Raw genomic sequence first — 17,035 nt, forward strand, 5'->3', positions numbered from 1 at the left:
TCTTGCAAAGCGGGTTTCCAAGTTCACTGCGTGACCCGCCCCTGAGAATTTCCTCCAGAATGGACTAGTGCCGTTCAACGATCTGAGTGCTGAAATCATGTATCAGCTCGTGCGACTCCCCGTAACACCGGTTCAATAACGAGAGAACACCATTGCGGACCATCTCGCTGATCGGAATCATCACGGAACTGATCTTTAGGCCGGCGAAATCAAGCAGGGGAGTGTTGTCATATCCTACGACTTCCGGGTGCTGGCCCAACTGCCTGAGGTAGGCCTGGGCTGAAATCGCCATCAGGTCATTCCCACAGAACAAGGCAGAGAAACTCTTTGCAGAGGCGGATAGCCGTTCGGCTGCGCTGCGACCACTCTCGAGGTGAAAGGTACCCTGAACGATCAGATCGTCATCGATGGAAATACCTGCGACCGCAAGTCCATCCATAAAACCGGCGTGCCTTTCGGCCGCGTCGTCAACGTCGAGAGGCCCAGAGATGGTCGCGAATTCCCTGTGTCCGCGTGCAAGGAGATAATCGGCTACAGAGCGGCCTGCGGCGTAGTGATCCACGGAGTAGCAGATATGGCGAAGTGCATTGATCCTACGGTTGACGATTGCTAGCTCCGGACCGTCTGCGGCGGCCAGGATCAACTCTTTCTCACTGTGGCGGGTGCTGAGGTGCAATATCCCGTCAACCCGACGTTCCGCAAGAGATTCTAACCCAAGGGCCTCGCTCCAAGGTAAATTTGGGTCACTGTGCGTGGACATGACTACCATGTGACGCCCGGCAGCCCGGATCTCACGTTCGGCCGCGGAGACCGCCGTTCCAAAATAGACGCCATCAAATTGAGGTGTGAGTACCCCAATCAGGCCTGTCTGTCCGGTCGATAGGGAGCGCGCAGTCAGCGAAGGGCGGAAGTTAAGCTTGCGAGCGGCCTCTTCCACAGCGGCTCGGGCGGCCTCCGAAACCGAACCCCTCCCAGTCAAAGCCCTGGAAGCAGTTCCAACGCCAACTCCGGCCAGCTTCGCAACATCCCGTATCGTAGTCATTCTATCCATCTTCTCGCAAGTTTATCAGATAGATACGTCGCAAACTGGCTATAATCAAGAGAGGATTGACAGAAGGCCCACCTCCAAGTACAAATGGAATCGGTTCCAATTCTTAAAATCTTCGTCGGGGCTGCTATGGACCGTCAAGCGCAAAGCTTTCGCCGTCGTGACAGCTACGGTCGCGATGCGCGCCAGGGCGTGATCCTTGTCGCCTTCGCTGGACGGAATAGGACCGAAAACGACAGGGGTCTTTGGAGGTTTGCTCGCTGTGCGGAGCAGTCCGCAAACCCATCATTGTCAAGAGGAGGAGACGCTTATGAAGAGACTGCTTTGTGTGGCGACGGCTGTTGCGATGTTTCTGCCTGTCGCAGTGCGGGCTGAGGAGGCCAGGGTCATCCACTGGTGGACGTCGGGCGGGGAATCCGACGCGATCAAGGTCATCGCCGACGCTTATAAGTCGGATGGCGGCACCTGGATAGATCAGGCCATCGCGGGGTCGGACTCGGCTCGGCTCGCCGCCACCAATGCGATCTCCGGTGGGCAGCCGCCGACGATGGCGCAATTCAACATTTCCAACCAGTTCCGTGAACTTGCCGAGGCAAGCTTCCTGCGCAGCCTCGATGATGTGGCGGCAGACGAGAACTGGCAAGCGGTTCTTCCAGGGCCAATCTTGGATGTCATCACGGTCGACGGTCACATCTATGCGGCGCCGGTGAACATCCATAATCCCGCTTGGATCTGGTACTCGACGGAGGCGTTGCAAAAAGCTCAGGTCTCCGAACCGCCGACGACGAAGAACGCGTTCTTCACCGCCCTGGACAAGCTGAAATCGGCCGGAATCATCCCTTTGGCTCTCGGCGGCCAGCCGTGGCAGGAGCGCGCGACTTTCGACGCAGTTCTCCTGCACTTCGGCGGCAAGGACATGTACATGAACTTCATCGGCGGCAATGGCGCAGCCTTGGTCCAGACGCCCGAGTTCAAACAAGTCCTCGCCGATTTCAAGCGCCTGAAAGGCTATGTGGACGAGGGATCGCCCAATCGTAGCTGGAACGAGGCGACTGCACTTGTTATCGAGAACAAGGCTGGTTTCCAGATCATGGGGGACTGGGCCAAGGGTGAATTCAAGGCCGCCGGCGACACCGCCGGGAAGGAATACGGTTGTATCGTGGGGTTCGGCGACAAGCCCTCGTACATGATCGCAGGCGACGTCTTCATTTTCCCGAAGTCGAACGAATCCGACACCGCCGCGCAAACGCACCTCGCCAAGCTGATGCTCTCGCCGAAGGTTCAGGTGGATTTCAATAACCTAAAAGGCTCCATCCCAGTGCGGGCGGGCGTGGACGGCTCGAATATGGATGTCTGTGCGCAGGCCGGGCTTGCCGCTGTCTCCGATCCGTCGCGCCAGGTTCCGAATCCCGAGATGCGCCTGTCGCCGGACGCACATGGCATGGTGACAGACGCGATTTCGAACTTCTGGAATACCGACCAATCGGTCGATGAAGCTGTGGCCGCGCTGCAAAGCGCGCTGTCGATGTAGGCTGGCATTCTGGCGGGGACCGGGAAAGACCGGCCCCGCCTGCGCCGAACCATCAACAGAGCGGGAGGCAGAGATGAAAGGACGCAGTTCTCCGACCAAGGAGAGGTCGGGCCGGTTGGGGCGCGGTTGGGATCTTCATATGCCCTATTTCGCACTTATCCCACTTCTGATTGTCGTCATTGTATTCTATTTGGGAACGATGGCCTGGTCGGTCGGAGTTTCCTTCACGAGCTCCAAGCTGTTGCCGACAGCGAACTACGTTGGCCTTGAACAGTATCGGGTTCTCTTTGGCACTGCACGCTGGCTGGTTGCCCTGGAGAACATCGTTCTCTTCGGTTTCACCTTCATGGCCAGCTGCCTTGTATTTGGCTTCCTTCTGGCGGTGTTCGTCGACCAAAAAGTGCGCGGTGAAGGGATCTTCCGCACGATCTTCCTGTTCCCTTACGCGATGTCCTTCATCGTCACCGGACTTGTCTGGCAATGGCTCTTGAACCCCGGCCTTGGCATCCAGCAGTTTGTCCGGGGATTGGGCTTGGAACAGTTCACGTTTGGCTGGATCAACGATCAGCAGCTGGCGATTTACGCCATAGCTATTGCGGCATTTTGGCAGGGATCTGGTCTGATCATGGTCATCATGCTGGCCGGTCTGCGCGGCGTGGACGTCGAGCTATGGAAGGCTGCCAAGATCGACGGGGTCCCGACATGGCGGGTCTACATGTCGATCGTCCTGCCCATTCTTCGGCCGACGGTTGCGACCGCCGTGGTTCTGTTGGCTCTCGGCGTCGTCAAGGCTTACGACGTGGTCGTCGCAATGACCCAAGGCGGCCCCGGAGTTGCCACCGAGGTGCCGGCAAAGTTCATCATGGATTACCTTTTCCAGCGTCAAAACCTGGGTCTGGCGATGGCCGGCTCGACCGTGATGCTGTTGAGCGTCCTAATGCTCTTGGCCCCCTATCTCTACGCGCAGTATCTCCGCAAAGAATCGAGGCATTGAAATGGCCTACGACAACCATCCACCCCAGGTAAGGTTCGCAATCTATGCCGTCCTCGTGGTCGCGGGCATCTTCTACTTTCTACCGATCTACGTGATGATTGCCACGTCGCTGAAATCCATGTCCGAAATCCGGGACGGGAGCATCTTCGCACTTCCCGCGGCGCCCAGTATCGACGCTTGGGTTAGGGCCTGGACGTCGGCCTGCACGGGTCTGAACTGCACGGGCATCCGGGTCGGGTTCTGGAACTCGGTGTCGATTGTAACGCCTTCAGTAATCGTCTCCATCTTCTTTGGCGCGCTGAACGGCTATGCCCTCAGCTTCTGGCGGCCAAGGGGCGGCGTTTGGCTGCTCTGTGGCCTGCTGCTTGGAGCTTTCATCCCCTACCAGATCTTTCTCTTCCCATTGACCAAGATCCTGGTGGCGGTCGGTCTGTTCAAGACCCTGACGGGCCTCGTGTTCGTCCATACTCTGTTCGGAATGCCAATAATGACGCTGCTGTTTCGGAACTATTTTGCCTCCGTTCCAAGCGATCTGTTCAATGCCGCAAGGGTCGATGGTGCAGGCTTCTTCGCCATCTTCTTCTTTGTAATGTTGCCGATGGCGACACCCATCGTAATCGTCGCCGTGATCATGCAAATCACGGCGATTTGGAATGATTTCTTGTTTGGCCTGGTTTTCGCAAATTCTGACCGCGTTCCAATGACCGTCCAGCTCAACAACATAGTCAATTCGACGACGGGGGAGCGGGAATACAACGTGAACATGGCCGCAACCATTCTGACCTCGCTGGTTCCGGTCGCCGTGTATTTACTTTCCGGAAAATACTTCGTGCGCGGCATCGCCGCTGGCGCGGTGAAAGGCTGAATCATGACCAAGAACGTCTCTGTGAAGAAACTAAACATCGGCTATGGCGCCTACACGATCGTTAAGGACCTGGACCTCGATATTGCGGCGGGCGAGTTTCTGGTGTTGCTCGGCCCTTCGGGCTGCGGCAAGTCTACATTACTATCAGCCTTTGCCGGCCTCGCCCCGGTGCAAAGCGGCGCCATCCACTTCGGAGACCGCGACGTGACACGCCTTGCCCCAAAGGATCGAGGCGTGGGCATGGTCTTTCAGTCCTACGCGCTCTATCCGACCATGTCGGTGCGCAGGAACATCAGTTTCGGAATGAAGATGGCCGGAATCAGGGCGGCTGAACGCGAGCGCAAGGTCAACGAGGTGGCGGACTTCCTGCAGATTTCCGCCCTGCTCGACCGCAAGCCTTCGCAACTCTCCGGCGGACAGAGGCAGAGGGTGGCGATCGGTAGGGCGCTTGCACGCGATGCCGACATCTATCTGTTCGACGAGCCGCTATCGAACCTCGACGCCAAGCTACGCACCGAGCTGCGGTACGAGATCCGGCGGCTGCACTCGGAACTTGGCTCGACGATGATCTACGTAACGCACGACCAAATCGAAGCGATGACGCTGGCAACCCGGATTGCGGTCATGAAGTCGGGCGTGATTCAGCAGTTGGATCGCCCAAACGAAATTTATCTGCGGCCAGCAAATCTTTTCGTAGCGGGTTTCGTCGGGTCACCGGCGATGAACTTGATCAAGGGGCGGATCGACAGGGCGGCCGGAGGGGGCTCGATCTTCGTTTCAGCCGGCTTCAGTCTGGAGCTGAAGGCCAGGTATCAGTCGCAAGAGGCGATTTTGGGCGTCAGACCCGAACAGTTCGTAAGTCGCGATGGCCCCATCAAGGGCAAGATTGAAATGACTGAGGACATGGGGCCCGATGCGCTTTTCTGGTTGACGGTCGGTGGCCAGCGGCTGTCCATCCGGTCCAGTTCCTCATCGCTGCCCCAGCCCGGCTCGGAGTTTAGCGCAAACGTGGACCAGGACGTGATTTCGCTCTTTTCTGCGGAAAGCGGAGTGAGGCTTGCCGCCGCCTGAACGCCGCGTCCATACCGTCAAAGGATCATGCTCGGGCCCAAGAGGCTAATGAATCATGCGTCGCAGGAGACCGGCTTGGCGAGTTAGCACCGCGCGGACCAACGCCACCTTCGCCTACGAGGTGCTCTCATGGCTAAAGGGATCACGAGGCTGTGTCGTGCGCAGTGATCGCGAATTCCGGTTCGGTTGTAGGGTGCTAACGGAAACTACGATTGGTGGGCAGCGCGAGGAGCAGCTCAGGCCGTTGTTTGCAAATCGCAAGTCCCCCAGACGGCGTAGCTGCCTGAAGTAACGAGAAGGATACGAAGATGATAGACGTTAAGACGCTCCTCGACGAGATGACCTTGGCCGAGCAGGTATCGCTACTTTCAGGAGACTCGTTCTGGTCTCTGCCATGCATTCAACGGCTCGGGATCGGCACATTGCGCCTCACCGACGGTCCAAACGGCGCGCGCGGTGCGGGTTCACTGATCGGCGGCGTGTCTGCAGCGGCCTTTCCGGTCGGTATCGCCTTGGGCGCGACTTGGAACCCTGGCCTGATGCGAGCGGTGGGGGAGGCGCTTGCGGAAGAGGTTCAGTCCAAGGGAGCCCATGTTTCATTGGCCCCCACCATTAACATCCAACGCAGCGTCACCAATGGGCGGAACTTTGAATGCTATTCCGAGGATCCGGTGCTGACGGCTGAACTTGCCGTGGGCTTCATCGAAGGTATGCAGGCCAAGAAGGTCAGTGCCACGGTCAAGCATTTTGTCGGCAACGAATCCGAAATAGAGCGGACGACCATTTCCTCGGACATCGACGAGCGCACCCTGCGCGAAGTGTACCTGGTGCCATTCGAGGCCGCGGTAAAGCGCGCGAAGACTTGGGCGGTGATGTCGTCGTACAACAAGCTGAATGGCACCTATACGGCCGAGAACCACTGGCTCCTGACGGAGGTGCTGCGCGGCGATTGGGGCTTTGACGGCGTGGTGATGTCGGATTGGTTCGGCTCGCGCTCGACCGCGCCGACGGTGAATGCGGGGCTGGATCTGGAGATGCCCGGCCCGAGCCGCGACCGGGGCGACAAGCTGTTGGCAGCCATCGAATCCGGCGAGGTGAGTGTCGAGACGATCCGCGACTGCGTGCAGAACATTCTGACGCTCATGGTGCGCACGGGTGCCATCGACGATCACCGCGAACTCAAGGAGCGCGCCGACGACCGGCCGGAACACCGGGCTCTGATCCGGCGAGCGGGGGCCGAAAGCGCGGTGCTGCTGCAGAACGACGGGATTTTGCCGCTGCCGCAGCAAGGAACGGTCGCGGTGATCGGGCCCAACGCCAAGGCCGCGCAGATCATGGGCGGCGGCTCGGCACAGCTCAATCCCCACTACACCGTCAGCCCCTGGCAGGGATTGGCTGGTGCGATTGGCGAAGCGAACCTGCACTACGCCCAGGGTTGCACCAACCACCGGTTCGAGCCGCTGATCGAACATCCCACCACATTCGAATTCTTCCAGGGGCGCGAGCTTCTCGGCGACCCGGTGAAGGTGGTCGAAGAGCCGTCGAGCCTCGGCGTCTGGCTGCCCCCGGTTGCGGACGGCCTGGTCGACCCGCATCACTTCTCGGCTCGAATGCGCACTCGGTTCACCGCAGCCGAAGACGGGATTCATCGTATCGGGCTGACTTCGGCCGGACTCGGGCGGGTCTATGTGGACGGCGAACTGGTGGTCGATGCCTGGACCTGCTGGACCCGCGGCACCACGTTCTTCGAAGAGGGTTGCGAGGAGGTCGTGGGCGAGATCACGCTCGAAGCTGGTCGCACCTACGAGATCGTAGCCGAATATGTGCGGCACGACCATGTCAACCTCTATATCGCCGCCATTCGCGTGGGCATCGGCAAGGTTTCGGCCGAAGCGGAGATTTCCGAAGCAGCGGCCGTGGCGGCAAAGGCCGACCGGGCGGTCGTCTTCGTCGGGCGGACGAGCGACTGGGATACCGAAGGGTCCGACCTTCGCGACATCGCGCTTCCGGGCTTGCAGGACCGGCTGGTCGACGCGGTGATCGCTGCCAATCCGAATACGGTCGTCGTGCTGCAGACGGGCGGGCCGGTGGAAATGCCCTGGTTGTCCAAGGCGCGCGCCGTTCTGCAATGCTGGTATCCCGGACAGGAGGCCGGCAATGCCATCGCCGACGTGCTGCTGGGCAAGGCCGAACCCTCGGGCCGGCTGGCGCAGTCCTTTCCCGCGCGTTGGCTGGACAATCCGACCCAGTCCGACGATCCGGAAGTCTATCCCGGCAAGAACGGCCATGTGCGCTACGACGAGGGCGTTTTCGTCGGCTATCGTCACTATGACCGCGCCGGCACTAAACCGCTGTTCCCGTTTGGACACGGGCTTGGGTATACGAGTTTTGCGATTGCCGATCTGACGGTCGGTACGCCAGACGGTGCCGGGTCAGTGACAGTGGCGCTGAAGCTGACCAATACTGGCGAGCGCGCGGGGGCGACCGTGGTGCAAATCTATGTGAGTGATACCGAGGCGTCGTTGCCCCGTCCGGTCAAGGAGTTGAAGGCATTCGCCAAGGTCGCCTTGGAACGAGGCGAGAGTCGGCGGGTGACATTCACGCTGGACGCCCGGGCCTTTGCCTTCTTCGATGCCGCCGAGCGCTGTTGGCGGATCGAGGGTGGCGAGTTCACGGTGATGGCCGGTCTCTCGGCAGGCGACATTCGCTTGGCCGCCACCGTCACTCAGGCGTCCGCCACCATGCCACGCTAAACGCAGCGCGAGCGGCCCCGGCGGGGCTGTGGCAAACTATGTTGACGGATGGAGAGATCCGCTACTTCGGCGGGTCGAGACATCGGATGCCGGCATACGCCGCATAATCCAGCCGATCACCGCGGATCTGGTTGCATGTGCGATGCGTTCACTATCTCCTCCCAAGAAAGATAAAATGCTTTGATAACTGGACTAGGCGATGATCCTTCGCGCCTCCGCTGTTGAAGCCACTCTTCCTCCGGCAGCTTCGATCGCCGTCGTCGCCGCCTCCACCAAGGCGAGGTTTCCCGTTTCCGAGCCGCGTTCGAAATCTGACCCGCTCGGACGTGTCCCCCCAACGCGAAAACGTCCGCCAGCCTTGCTGGACGCAATTGCCTCCGAGACGATTTCATCCGCGGCGACTGGATTCTTGGGCTGGCGCTTACGGGTCCCTGGTCCGCTCATAGATCCTGCGGCGCCGATTTCGAACAAAAAAGGAGTCGTCAGGTGATGCGCCGGATGCTGTCCGCGATTTCCTTGGGTTCGAATACTTTCTTCCAGTCGTCCTTCATCAGAGCAGGGATGCCAAATTCGATCGCCTTGTTGCACGCGTCTGAGAAGACGCCAGGCGTTTCCTCGAAAATGACCGCGCCCAGGACGTTCAGGTGGCCGAGCAGGAAATCCCGAGCCGCTTCCTTCGGGACTCCCCGCGCGACGCATTCGTCCATGGCCTGGCGCATGACGACAAGGAGCGAGGCGCAGACGGTTTCCGACAGGCCGGGTTCGAGCAAGGCGATTTGTTCAACCGTGACCCGGTGCGATCGCATGACAGGTGCCCAGATCACTTTGGCTATCTCTTCCCCAAGAGCATAGTGCTCTTCGGGGCCTTGCATCAGCGCGGAGACTATGTGCTGCTTGGCCGCCACCCCTCCGAAGAAATCGCGCTTCGCGTGCGGGTCCGTCTCGTCGTTGAAGATCGGAGGATGGCATGGATGGGTGACGAAGTATGTGAGGTCCGGACGATCCGGCAGGTGTCCGGCCGCCGGAGCCGCGGCGTCGAGCGCGATCACCATCGTGCCCGGCCGGAGTTTCGCCTCAATGCTCGAGGCCACTTTGCCTATTGCCGTGTCCGGGACGGCCAATATGACCACGTCGACGCCGTCAAGTGCCTGATCGACATCAACGGTGCCGATGCCAAGCTCTCTCTCAAGGCGAGCCTTGCCCCCGGCGCTCACCTCGACGTGGCGAACGTCGAACCGCGAGCCCTTGAGATTTTTCGTCAGGCGGCATCCCATTTTTCCACCAGCCCCGAACAGCGCAACCGCAGTCATGAACTCCTCCTGATTCGAGGTATGAGGTAGTACCTTGTTGCGTGAAGTTCTTAACCCGAGCTGGCATGATCAGTCAATCATGGTGACCCGATCAGCCTGGCGGAGAATCACTCACTGGCGATTGAGGCGAATGACCAGCTGGCCGAGTTCTGCGCTGGGGTTTTCTTGAAAGCGCCCAGCCTACACTAAACGCTTCTGCTGCCCTCGGGGTAGTTGATGACAGCCGCCTCCAATCCAATCTTGCTCGGATCGAGGAGGCTTTCGCCGTTCCTATCGGCTGTGCAACGAACAGAATCGCGGTGGAGCCACGTAATCTCGTATCCCTCGCAAAGCTTCAGGAACACGAGGTCATTCATCATCCAGCCGCAAGAAAACTTTCGTCAATCTCCACAAAAGCATAAACGAGTTCGCATCGTCCAACCCATCGCCGCCTAACGTAGAGAGCACCTTTCCGGTCTTGCCAAAATTTGCAGACTTGGGTGGCGCCGTAATGAATCGCGAACTGCTCGGAGAGACCGCAGCTCCGGATCGGGCGGCGCGCCTAAGAGGTTCGACAGCGAGAATTGCTCTCCATAGTTCGCGACCACTCCCCGCCCTTGGGCTTATCATGGTGCGCAGGCGCGCGTCATTCTTCTTCGACTGGACGAGAAGCTGACCAGGTGCTGAGCATGTATTCCATGATCTTGACCGCTTCGTTGAAGATCTGCTCGTTCTCTCCAGGGACCTTTTCGACTTCATAGGCGCCGTCCCATAGGAAACCGGATTTGGACAGCAGTCGACCGATATCGTGTTTCGGATCGGGAAGGTCATCCTCCGGCAAGAGGTATTGGAGGACACGCCGCCCCTCAAGGAGAGCCTCGAAACAGTCCTTGCCGAGTGCTTCGCGTTCTTCCAGATGGCGTAGCATGCCCTTGGGTCCGCCTCTCACATCATCGAGGTCAGTCATTGTCGACAAGGCATCCTCGATATGCTCGAGCATGTCATCGTAGTAGCCGAGCAGTTCGGAACGACGCTCCAATGCGACGGATGTCCCGCATCCTTCGACGACATAGCGCCATTCGCTCGCATGGATGGCTTGCTGGATTTCCTCGATCGGAAGTCCACGCTCAGTATGCAAGTCGACGGCCTTTCGAAACCCATTGTCGTCGCCGCTTTTTGATAGCGCGCGAAGCGCGGAGATACGATTTGGGTCATAGCTATTCGGCATCTGTCACCTCCGACTGCGAAACCCTGTTCCGTTGCGTAGATCGAAGCTTGGCCTGAGCTTCCCTCCACCGCCTGTCATGGTCGGCGGACCAGATTTCCGTCACCATGTCGCCGCCATTCCACTCGAACCCTGCCGTTTCCAGGCATCGCTCGATCGGGTCGTCCGGGGGTGCTTCACCCGGCAGGAGATATCGCGCTACGCGCACCGCAACGAGCTCGGCCGCGTATGCCAGACGCGCGACCTTTGTTCGAACCCTTGCCTGGGCGAACTGGTCTGAAAGTTCGGGCGCTTTCATATCCTGCACCCGAAGCTCTTTCGCAGCGACCTCAAGGTCGCGAACGGCGTCCTGGAATTCCGTCTCCAGCGCCTCAATGCGTGCCAAGGAAATGTCCCGGCCCGAATTCGTCACCAGAAAGCGCCATCCTGTTCCATGGATGGCCTCTTTCAGTTCGCTCAGCGGATGACCCGCAGCGACATGCGCCTTGATTTCATCGAGCCCCTCGTTCTTCAAAAGAAGAGCGAGGAGGCCGTTAATCCGTTCTTGATCCATTCGTCGTCCCTTAGAATGCATAGTGTTGGTTATGCGCCGAAGTACGGGGAGGTGACTTCGTGCGCGCCACTCAAAGAAGCAGCGGCCTCGCGCGCAGCCTTCAGGGCCTTTGCCAACGTCGGGTGTGCTTCATATGTCATCGCATCGTCGGCGATCGCGCGCACGTGCCACCAGCGGCGATCCGGCTCTCGCCGACCCGTGCTGGTAATGTAGTCACCGCCGAATTCGACGACGTCGCCGGCCAGGACCGGATCGAGATCGACAATGTCGCCTGTGCTGCGGAGAAAATCGCGATCGCAGTTCGCAGCATTCTTCCCGCGCATAATCGCCGCCCAGTTGCGACCGCGCTTGTGATAGCAATGCGCGGGATTCTTGATTGAGCGGCAATCGAGTTCGATGGTTTTCATACGGCTACCCTTTCCTTGCTGACTTCTCTTTCGATCAGGTTCGTGACGATCTCGCGGATCGTTGTTTCGCGTTGCGCCACAAGGATTTTGAGCGCAGTAAGCGTGTTTTTCGGGATGTTGATTGTCAGACGCGAGGCATGGCTTCGCCCTTCACGCGGACGCGTGTTATTCGTTGATTTCTTTTCCATTTTTCGGGAGGTCCTGCGTTGTGAGTAGGTGCCTTTATGCATCCTCACATATGATGCTCAGGGCGATTCTTGCGGTCGTCAAGATGGAAAACGACGGTCGCGCGATTTTTTTCTCTTGGTGATCTCGTGCAGCTTTATGCTGCGACCCTGATGTCCTCGACCGACCTTTCCTTGATCTCCTCAGCGACTTTGGCCGACACCGTGATTGTCAACTTCTCGCGCTGCCGAGGGTAGACAGAAGTCCTGCTCGCGTCGACGAGCATCCAACCCTCCCTGGCGCGGACGATCTGGAACATTGTGCCGGCCGCCGCATACTCGTACGCCTTGGCTCCCGGACCTCCGGAGATGAACTCCACGCGGCAACCAACCCGCAGCGCCTGCGGCAGGCGGGCGGCTTCGAGGCGGGCCTCGGCCATCTTTGCGGCGCGTTCTACGTCGAGCCTGTTGGCTACAAACTTCGACGCCCGGCCGTTGACCTGTGCGAGGATCGCGTCGACCTTGTCCTTTTCGGTGAGCTTGATGCCGTGTTTACCGATTTTCAGTTCATTTTTCATGGGATGACCCGCTGTTTTGTTGGGTGAGGCGATTGCGTCTTTATCCCGCCGTTTTCATGCGGAGGAGAGGCGGTCGCTTAACGATTTCGATGATCGGGCCGTGTGGATGAGGCTGGCGGATTGCTGCAAAAGCCTCATCAAAACAGGTGGGAATTTCGACCAGCTACGGTGGCGCGCGTCAGCCAACATGAAAGTCCTGGGGGGCGGGCATTTCGCCATTGCCATTCACGACGCAGGAGCGAACCGGGACCCGACGACCAGACCGAAGTGTGCGCATGTGAGCGCGGCGATAATGGGGTGCCACAAGCTCGCGTGGCGCCACCTCTACTGGCGCATCTTGCGGTACAATGTAGCGAATGGCTTCTGGAGCAATGCGGACGACACTTCGACGCGGCAGGGGAGCGCGACCCCGGCGCGCACGCGCTCGATTGATGCCTTCATCTACCTCGAATACCTCCACGACTACTTGCGGCAGGCAGAGAATCCGCAAGAACCGCAGCAGCATACGGTTGTGATCATAGAATTCGTCTTCATCGTAGATTTTTCTGTGCCCTTTGGGACAGTGACACCCGAACATGGGGGCGCCATTAACGTCGCGGACTCGGCGATCGAACAGCAGCGTCGTGCCGAAAAAGGAAAGCGTATCGTCCCGGAAGACGAATGGGATCGCGATACGCCCGTGGGGACGCTGTTCGACATACCATAGGAAAGTATCGGACTCAGCCGAGCCCTCACGGGGCACTCGAGTCTGGATCACGATCTTTTCATGCGGAACCGGAAACTCGGTCGCGTCGAGGACTTCATCCTGCGGGACGTCGGGATAGTGAGTTCGTTCATTGGCGTCGACCCAGATGCCGGCGTCTTCCCAGGTGAATTCGAAGACGTCAGGACTCAGCAATTTTTCGAGCGCCTCCGGAAACAGGCGCCGCAAGGCCATTTCCTCTTGCGGCGGGAGGGGAAGATGGCTGAAGTTGAGGCGGTTGCGTTCAGCGAGCTTCATAATCTTGTTGCGCATGCGATCTCCGTTCGAGTTCATGGGAGGGAAGGATGGTGAGGCAACGCAAGTGATCGCGTTGCTGTCGGTTGTCGGGCTCTGCTGCTTTGCGCGCGCAGAGCGGAGGATGGCGCCGTTATCGGCGCAATCGCGTCATCTCAGAGCGTGAGTGGGAGGAGGCCGATAGCCACAGGGATGGTTGCCGGGCGCGCGAAGGGCGGGAAGAGTGACTTGGTGTTCAGGCACAGGTCGTCCGAAGCCGGATGATTTATGCTGAAAGTGGTTGGAGGGAGGGAGACCTGCCGATCCGACGGGTCTTGGAGGCAAGGGGTTAAGCCGCCTGAGCGAACTCGGCGATAAAAGCTTCGAAATCACGCTCCACCGACATCATGACGCCCTCGCGTGATCGGCAACAAACTTCTTGATGGCCGGCCCGAGGCGCTGCATGGCCAGGCTGGCGAGCTTCAGCGAATTTGCCGAGGCTTGGCGAACGAGCTTGTTGTCGCGATCGCTTGTGAGGGGCAGCTCGATCTTGAGGAATTTCGCCACGGGTCCGCGACGGACTTCGTTCGGCACCAGGATACTGGTCTGAACGAGCGCGAGCAGATTGGCCACGCCATCTTCATTCACGCACAGGAGCACGTCGACCCCCCCGTCCAGGATGCCGAGCGACTTTGCGTGCGGTTCGTTACGCCAGGAACCGCCAGAAATGCGATAGGCACGACGGGCGCCACGGGCGCGGTTGTCGTATGCAAGGAGGGGGCGGCTTTCGACGCGAAGGCCACGGTTTGATGAGTTGTTAGGCACGTTGTTCTCCATCGGATGCTGCGAATCTGCGGGGATCAAAGCCCGACCGAAGTCGGGCGAAGTCATGGCGGGAGCTCAGTGCACGGAAGCTGCAGCAGGCCAGGGATCGTGCGACGGGTCGGTGTGGACGAGTACCTCGACGAACGCTTGAACCGCCTTGGCTTCCTCCAAGACCGTTTCGAGCGCTTGGCGTACCTGTTGGCGGTACTTGGCCGGGACACCTTGCGGAAACTGGCCGAAGATGAAGACGACGTAGGCGAACGCGACCTGTCCGCGCGGCGACAGCGCAGCATTGTCGAGCATGGCGGGATGAAGCCCATCAGGCAATTCAACGCTGGTAGACGTCGGGACCGTTTGAGCCTCTGCGGGCGAGCGAAGGATAACCCCCTTGGCTGTGCCTTCGAGCAGATGGCCTGCCAAGTCAGTTTCACCACATGACAACATCTCGTGGAGTTTGTGGGACAGGTCATGGGTAGACGTGGCCAGGATCTTTTCCTGCTCGCGCACTTTTTTCATATCGACCATCGTTATTCCTTTCGGTTTTCAGTTGGCTTGATTTTGTTCCCTAAGCCGCCAGCTCGGTTGCCAGGCGCAGAATTTCGCTGACATCGGCTTCGTGCTGACGCCACTTGTGGATCAGAGGCTGGTACACGGCCCCGTCGACGTTGATGACGTCACAGTGATGCTGTCCGTTACCGTCGCAGTAAGTGCCCTCAACCAGCGTGTCGCCATAGACGAGCTCTGCAATAACCTGCGAGAGTTCCTGGTTCGACACAGTCGCCCGCGGCGCGGGATCCGACTCGATGCGATCGCATTCGCCAGTCGCCATCATGGCGCGGAGTGCATCGGGCGAAGGCCAGTGGCGCGTTGCCGTCTCGTAAGCGATGCCATGCGTCTTCTGGAGCCAGCTCTTCTTGGGAGCACACTGATGGCTTTGTACGTATTCGCGGATCAGCGTGTTGATGTGCTCGCGCATGGCCTCGCCGCGAAGGCTGTTATTGCGCTTGGTCTGCTTTGTTTGTTCCTGCGGGTTATTCATTGGGGGGACTGCCTCCTGGTTGGATGGAATTGCTTCTTGGAGAGGGACGACATTGGTTGCGCCCAATGGGTGCTTGCGTTTCCGAGCTACCTTGTCGCCTTCGAACACGACGCCGGCTCGGGCCGATGCTGACCTCAGGTGGTTGCGCGAGGTGTCGAGAAGCGCGGCCGCCTTGTCGAAGGAGATTCCGGAGCGGGCCAAGGCGCGCAACGTTGGAATTGGAATGCGTGGCTTGCGCTTTTTACCGCTTGCCTTATGGTCCTCACGGTAAAACGATGCAGAGTCCCATCCGCCGATCGTTCGGCGCTTGGGATCGGTCGAACCGAGAGCCGCAGTTTCGTCGCCAAGGCGATTAGGTGTTTTCTCTAGTAGTTGATCAGTCATCTCGTCTCCATTTCTCATCTTCTTGGGCCGTTAGAACTGACTTGTTCCGTGTCCGCGAGTGAATGATTCAGATTCCTCTATGTACTTGATATCATGGGGAAAACTGTGCAGGCGGACATGCCGGACATGTCTCCGGACATGAAAATTTGGCGCCGCAACTTGAGCGATTTGGTAACCCACTGCCTTGTCTCGGAGTTAAGAATCCGCGTGGTAGCGATGCAGAGGTCGCCGTTCAGGCGGCGAGATAAGTGGGTAGGTGCAATGAGTGGAAGGCGAGGGGACGTGGCCGGGGACAACGACGTTTTCAGCGGCATGGAGGCTTTGAAAAAGCCCTTGCCTGATTTTCACGAGGATAGTTCCGCCAGCCTACAGGACCCTGACGCGATCAAAAAAATCCTTGAAGAGGTTTGTCACGGTCGGATGCACCCGTCCGCCGCAGAGGCATGGGCTATCGAGTATGACCTCGAACCGTTGCAGATACTGCCACGGGAGATCGATATTTTTGGGCCCCACCACGTGACGTGGTCAGTCGAAATGGTCGCCGCCTGGATTGTCTGGAAAGACCCCAAGATAGTAAGCCGCCAATCGGCCGCATCGTACTCCGGCTCAAGGCTCTGGGTAAAAAACGATCCGTTCGCTCGACGACACCCGTTCGGTCCGCCGCCGCCCAACCCAAAGGGATATACGTTGCAATCCTTGGGAAGGACCAGCATCTTTGATCATTTCATAGCTTATGACGGCCAAAAGTATTCATTCAATCCGCACTCGGGTTGGCAAAACACGTTGTTCAGCCATCTCGTTATCCGCGACATCCGAGCAGTTGGCCGCGAAGACGGCGGCAAATTGGATGATGTGCCTATAGACGCATGGGGTAGGGGCGAGTTTGTGCAGCATTGTGATGGAACGGCGCTAGTCGTCGGCGAGAAGATCTACACAGACATCGAGTTTGCCGCGTCAGATATCAGGGCGGCCATAGTACCGGCGAATGAATCTCGCATCGGGCTGCGTCCGTGGAAACGACCGGTCCCGGCCTTCAAATCTCAGGTAAGGGAGGATCTATTCGCACTCCTAGTGGCTCGCTCACCTAAGGGATACTCACCCCTGCCTCCAAATGAACGACGTAACCTGAAGGAAAAATTGCTCGAGCAACATCCCAATATGAAGTGGGGGGACGACGAAGATACGTTTAGACGGTTTCTGGATAGGGTGGTCGAGGACGTTTGCGAAAGAGATCCGAGGAGATGATAGCCGACATAGGTGCGCCAACGGCAAATTTCGACGCCGGGCTGCATGAGGTTTGTCATCGCGTGCAACCGGTGCATTCAATGGATCT

17 protein-coding genes are annotated in these 17,035 nt (G+C 58.9%); 6 read left to right on the forward strand and 11 right to left on the reverse strand.

All coding sequences use genetic code 11. The features are described 5' to 3' along the window. Window positions 1-64 precede the first annotated feature (64 nt). A complete protein-coding gene (locus NGR_RS14645) occupies window positions 65-1,042 on the reverse strand; it encodes a LacI family DNA-binding transcriptional regulator (RefSeq protein ID WP_012707244.1) in 978 nt (325 codons plus the stop codon). A gap of 316 nt (window positions 1,043-1,358) precedes the next feature. Here NGR_RS14645 and NGR_RS14650 point away from each other — a divergent pair, with 316 nt between their 5' ends. From NGR_RS14650 to NGR_RS14670, 5 genes are all read left to right on the forward strand, one after another. Beyond that, a complete protein-coding gene (locus NGR_RS14650; RefSeq protein ID WP_012707245.1) occupies window positions 1,359-2,579 on the forward strand; it encodes an ABC transporter substrate-binding protein in 1,221 nt (406 codons plus the stop codon). 73 nt (window positions 2,580-2,652) lie between these two features. Then, window positions 2,653-3,573 carry a carbohydrate ABC transporter permease gene (locus NGR_RS14655; protein ID WP_012707246.1) on the forward strand — a complete coding sequence of 307 codons (921 nt, stop codon included), beginning with the start codon at window positions 2,653-2,655 and terminating at the stop codon, window positions 3,571-3,573. Between the two features lies 1 nt (window position 3,574). After that, complete coding sequence (locus NGR_RS14660; RefSeq protein ID WP_012707247.1) at window positions 3,575-4,438, forward strand: carbohydrate ABC transporter permease; 864 nt, start codon at window positions 3,575-3,577, stop codon at window positions 4,436-4,438. A 3-nt stretch (window positions 4,439-4,441) separates the two neighbouring features. Continuing rightward, window positions 4,442-5,509, forward strand: a complete 1,068-nt coding sequence (locus NGR_RS14665) for an ABC transporter ATP-binding protein (RefSeq protein WP_012707248.1) — start codon at window positions 4,442-4,444, stop codon at window positions 5,507-5,509. A 308-nt stretch (window positions 5,510-5,817) separates the two neighbouring features. Beyond that, window positions 5,818-8,262 carry a beta-glucosidase gene (locus NGR_RS14670; protein ID WP_012707249.1) on the forward strand — a complete coding sequence of 815 codons (2,445 nt, stop codon included), beginning with the start codon at window positions 5,818-5,820 and terminating at the stop codon, window positions 8,260-8,262. A 482-nt stretch (window positions 8,263-8,744) separates the two neighbouring features. Here NGR_RS14670 and NGR_RS14675 read toward each other — a convergent pair whose 3' ends face one another. From NGR_RS14675 to NGR_RS14720, 10 genes are all read right to left on the reverse strand, one after another. Continuing rightward, entirely contained in the window at window positions 8,745-9,572 is an 828-nt protein-coding gene (locus NGR_RS14675; RefSeq protein WP_012707251.1) for a phosphogluconate dehydrogenase C-terminal domain-containing protein, read from the reverse strand. A 625-nt stretch (window positions 9,573-10,197) separates the two neighbouring features. After that, the gene (locus tag NGR_RS14680) at window positions 10,198-10,689 is read right to left on the reverse strand and encodes a hypothetical protein (protein WP_164924211.1); all 492 of its coding nucleotides are present in this window, start codon (window positions 10,687-10,689) and stop codon (window positions 10,198-10,200) included. A gap of 79 nt (window positions 10,690-10,768) precedes the next feature. Beyond that, entirely contained in the window at window positions 10,769-11,329 is a 561-nt protein-coding gene (locus NGR_RS14685; RefSeq protein ID WP_012707253.1) for a hypothetical protein, read from the reverse strand. A gap of 29 nt (window positions 11,330-11,358) precedes the next feature. Further along, on the reverse strand, window positions 11,359-11,736 hold the full coding sequence (locus tag NGR_RS14690; RefSeq protein WP_012707254.1) for a hypothetical protein: 378 nt from the start codon (window positions 11,734-11,736) through the stop codon (window positions 11,359-11,361). Beyond that, complete coding sequence (locus NGR_RS14695; protein ID WP_164924212.1) at window positions 11,733-11,924, reverse strand: hypothetical protein; 192 nt, start codon at window positions 11,922-11,924, stop codon at window positions 11,733-11,735. The genes NGR_RS14690 and NGR_RS14695 overlap by 4 nt, the downstream gene beginning before the upstream one ends. A gap of 134 nt (window positions 11,925-12,058) precedes the next feature. Beyond that, a complete protein-coding gene (locus NGR_RS14700; RefSeq protein WP_012707256.1) occupies window positions 12,059-12,478 on the reverse strand; it encodes a hypothetical protein in 420 nt (139 codons plus the stop codon). Between the two features lie 178 nt (window positions 12,479-12,656). Next, window positions 12,657-13,493 carry a hypothetical protein gene (locus tag NGR_RS14705; protein ID WP_012707257.1) on the reverse strand — a complete coding sequence of 279 codons (837 nt, stop codon included), beginning with the start codon at window positions 13,491-13,493 and terminating at the stop codon, window positions 12,657-12,659. A 366-nt stretch (window positions 13,494-13,859) separates the two neighbouring features. Further along, window positions 13,860-14,345, reverse strand: coding sequence for a hypothetical protein (locus NGR_RS14710; RefSeq protein WP_012707258.1), 486 nt, complete (start codon window positions 14,343-14,345; stop codon window positions 13,860-13,862). 9 nt (window positions 14,346-14,354) lie between these two features. After that, on the reverse strand, window positions 14,355-14,804 hold the full coding sequence (locus tag NGR_RS14715; RefSeq protein WP_164924213.1) for a hypothetical protein: 450 nt from the start codon (window positions 14,802-14,804) through the stop codon (window positions 14,355-14,357). A gap of 40 nt (window positions 14,805-14,844) precedes the next feature. Then, the gene (locus NGR_RS14720; protein ID WP_012707259.1) at window positions 14,845-15,702 is read right to left on the reverse strand and encodes a hypothetical protein; all 858 of its coding nucleotides are present in this window, start codon (window positions 15,700-15,702) and stop codon (window positions 14,845-14,847) included. A gap of 117 nt (window positions 15,703-15,819) precedes the next feature. On the opposite strand from NGR_RS14720, the gene NGR_RS14725 reads away from it, so the two are divergent. Continuing rightward, the gene (locus tag NGR_RS14725; protein WP_164924214.1) at window positions 15,820-16,947 is read left to right on the forward strand and encodes a hypothetical protein; all 1,128 of its coding nucleotides are present in this window, start codon (window positions 15,820-15,822) and stop codon (window positions 16,945-16,947) included. Window positions 16,948-17,035: the final 88 nt, after the last annotated feature.

This window comes from Sinorhizobium fredii NGR234, assembly GCF_000018545.1.
GTDB classification, from domain to species: Bacteria; Pseudomonadota; Alphaproteobacteria; order Rhizobiales; family Rhizobiaceae; genus Sinorhizobium; species Sinorhizobium fredii_A.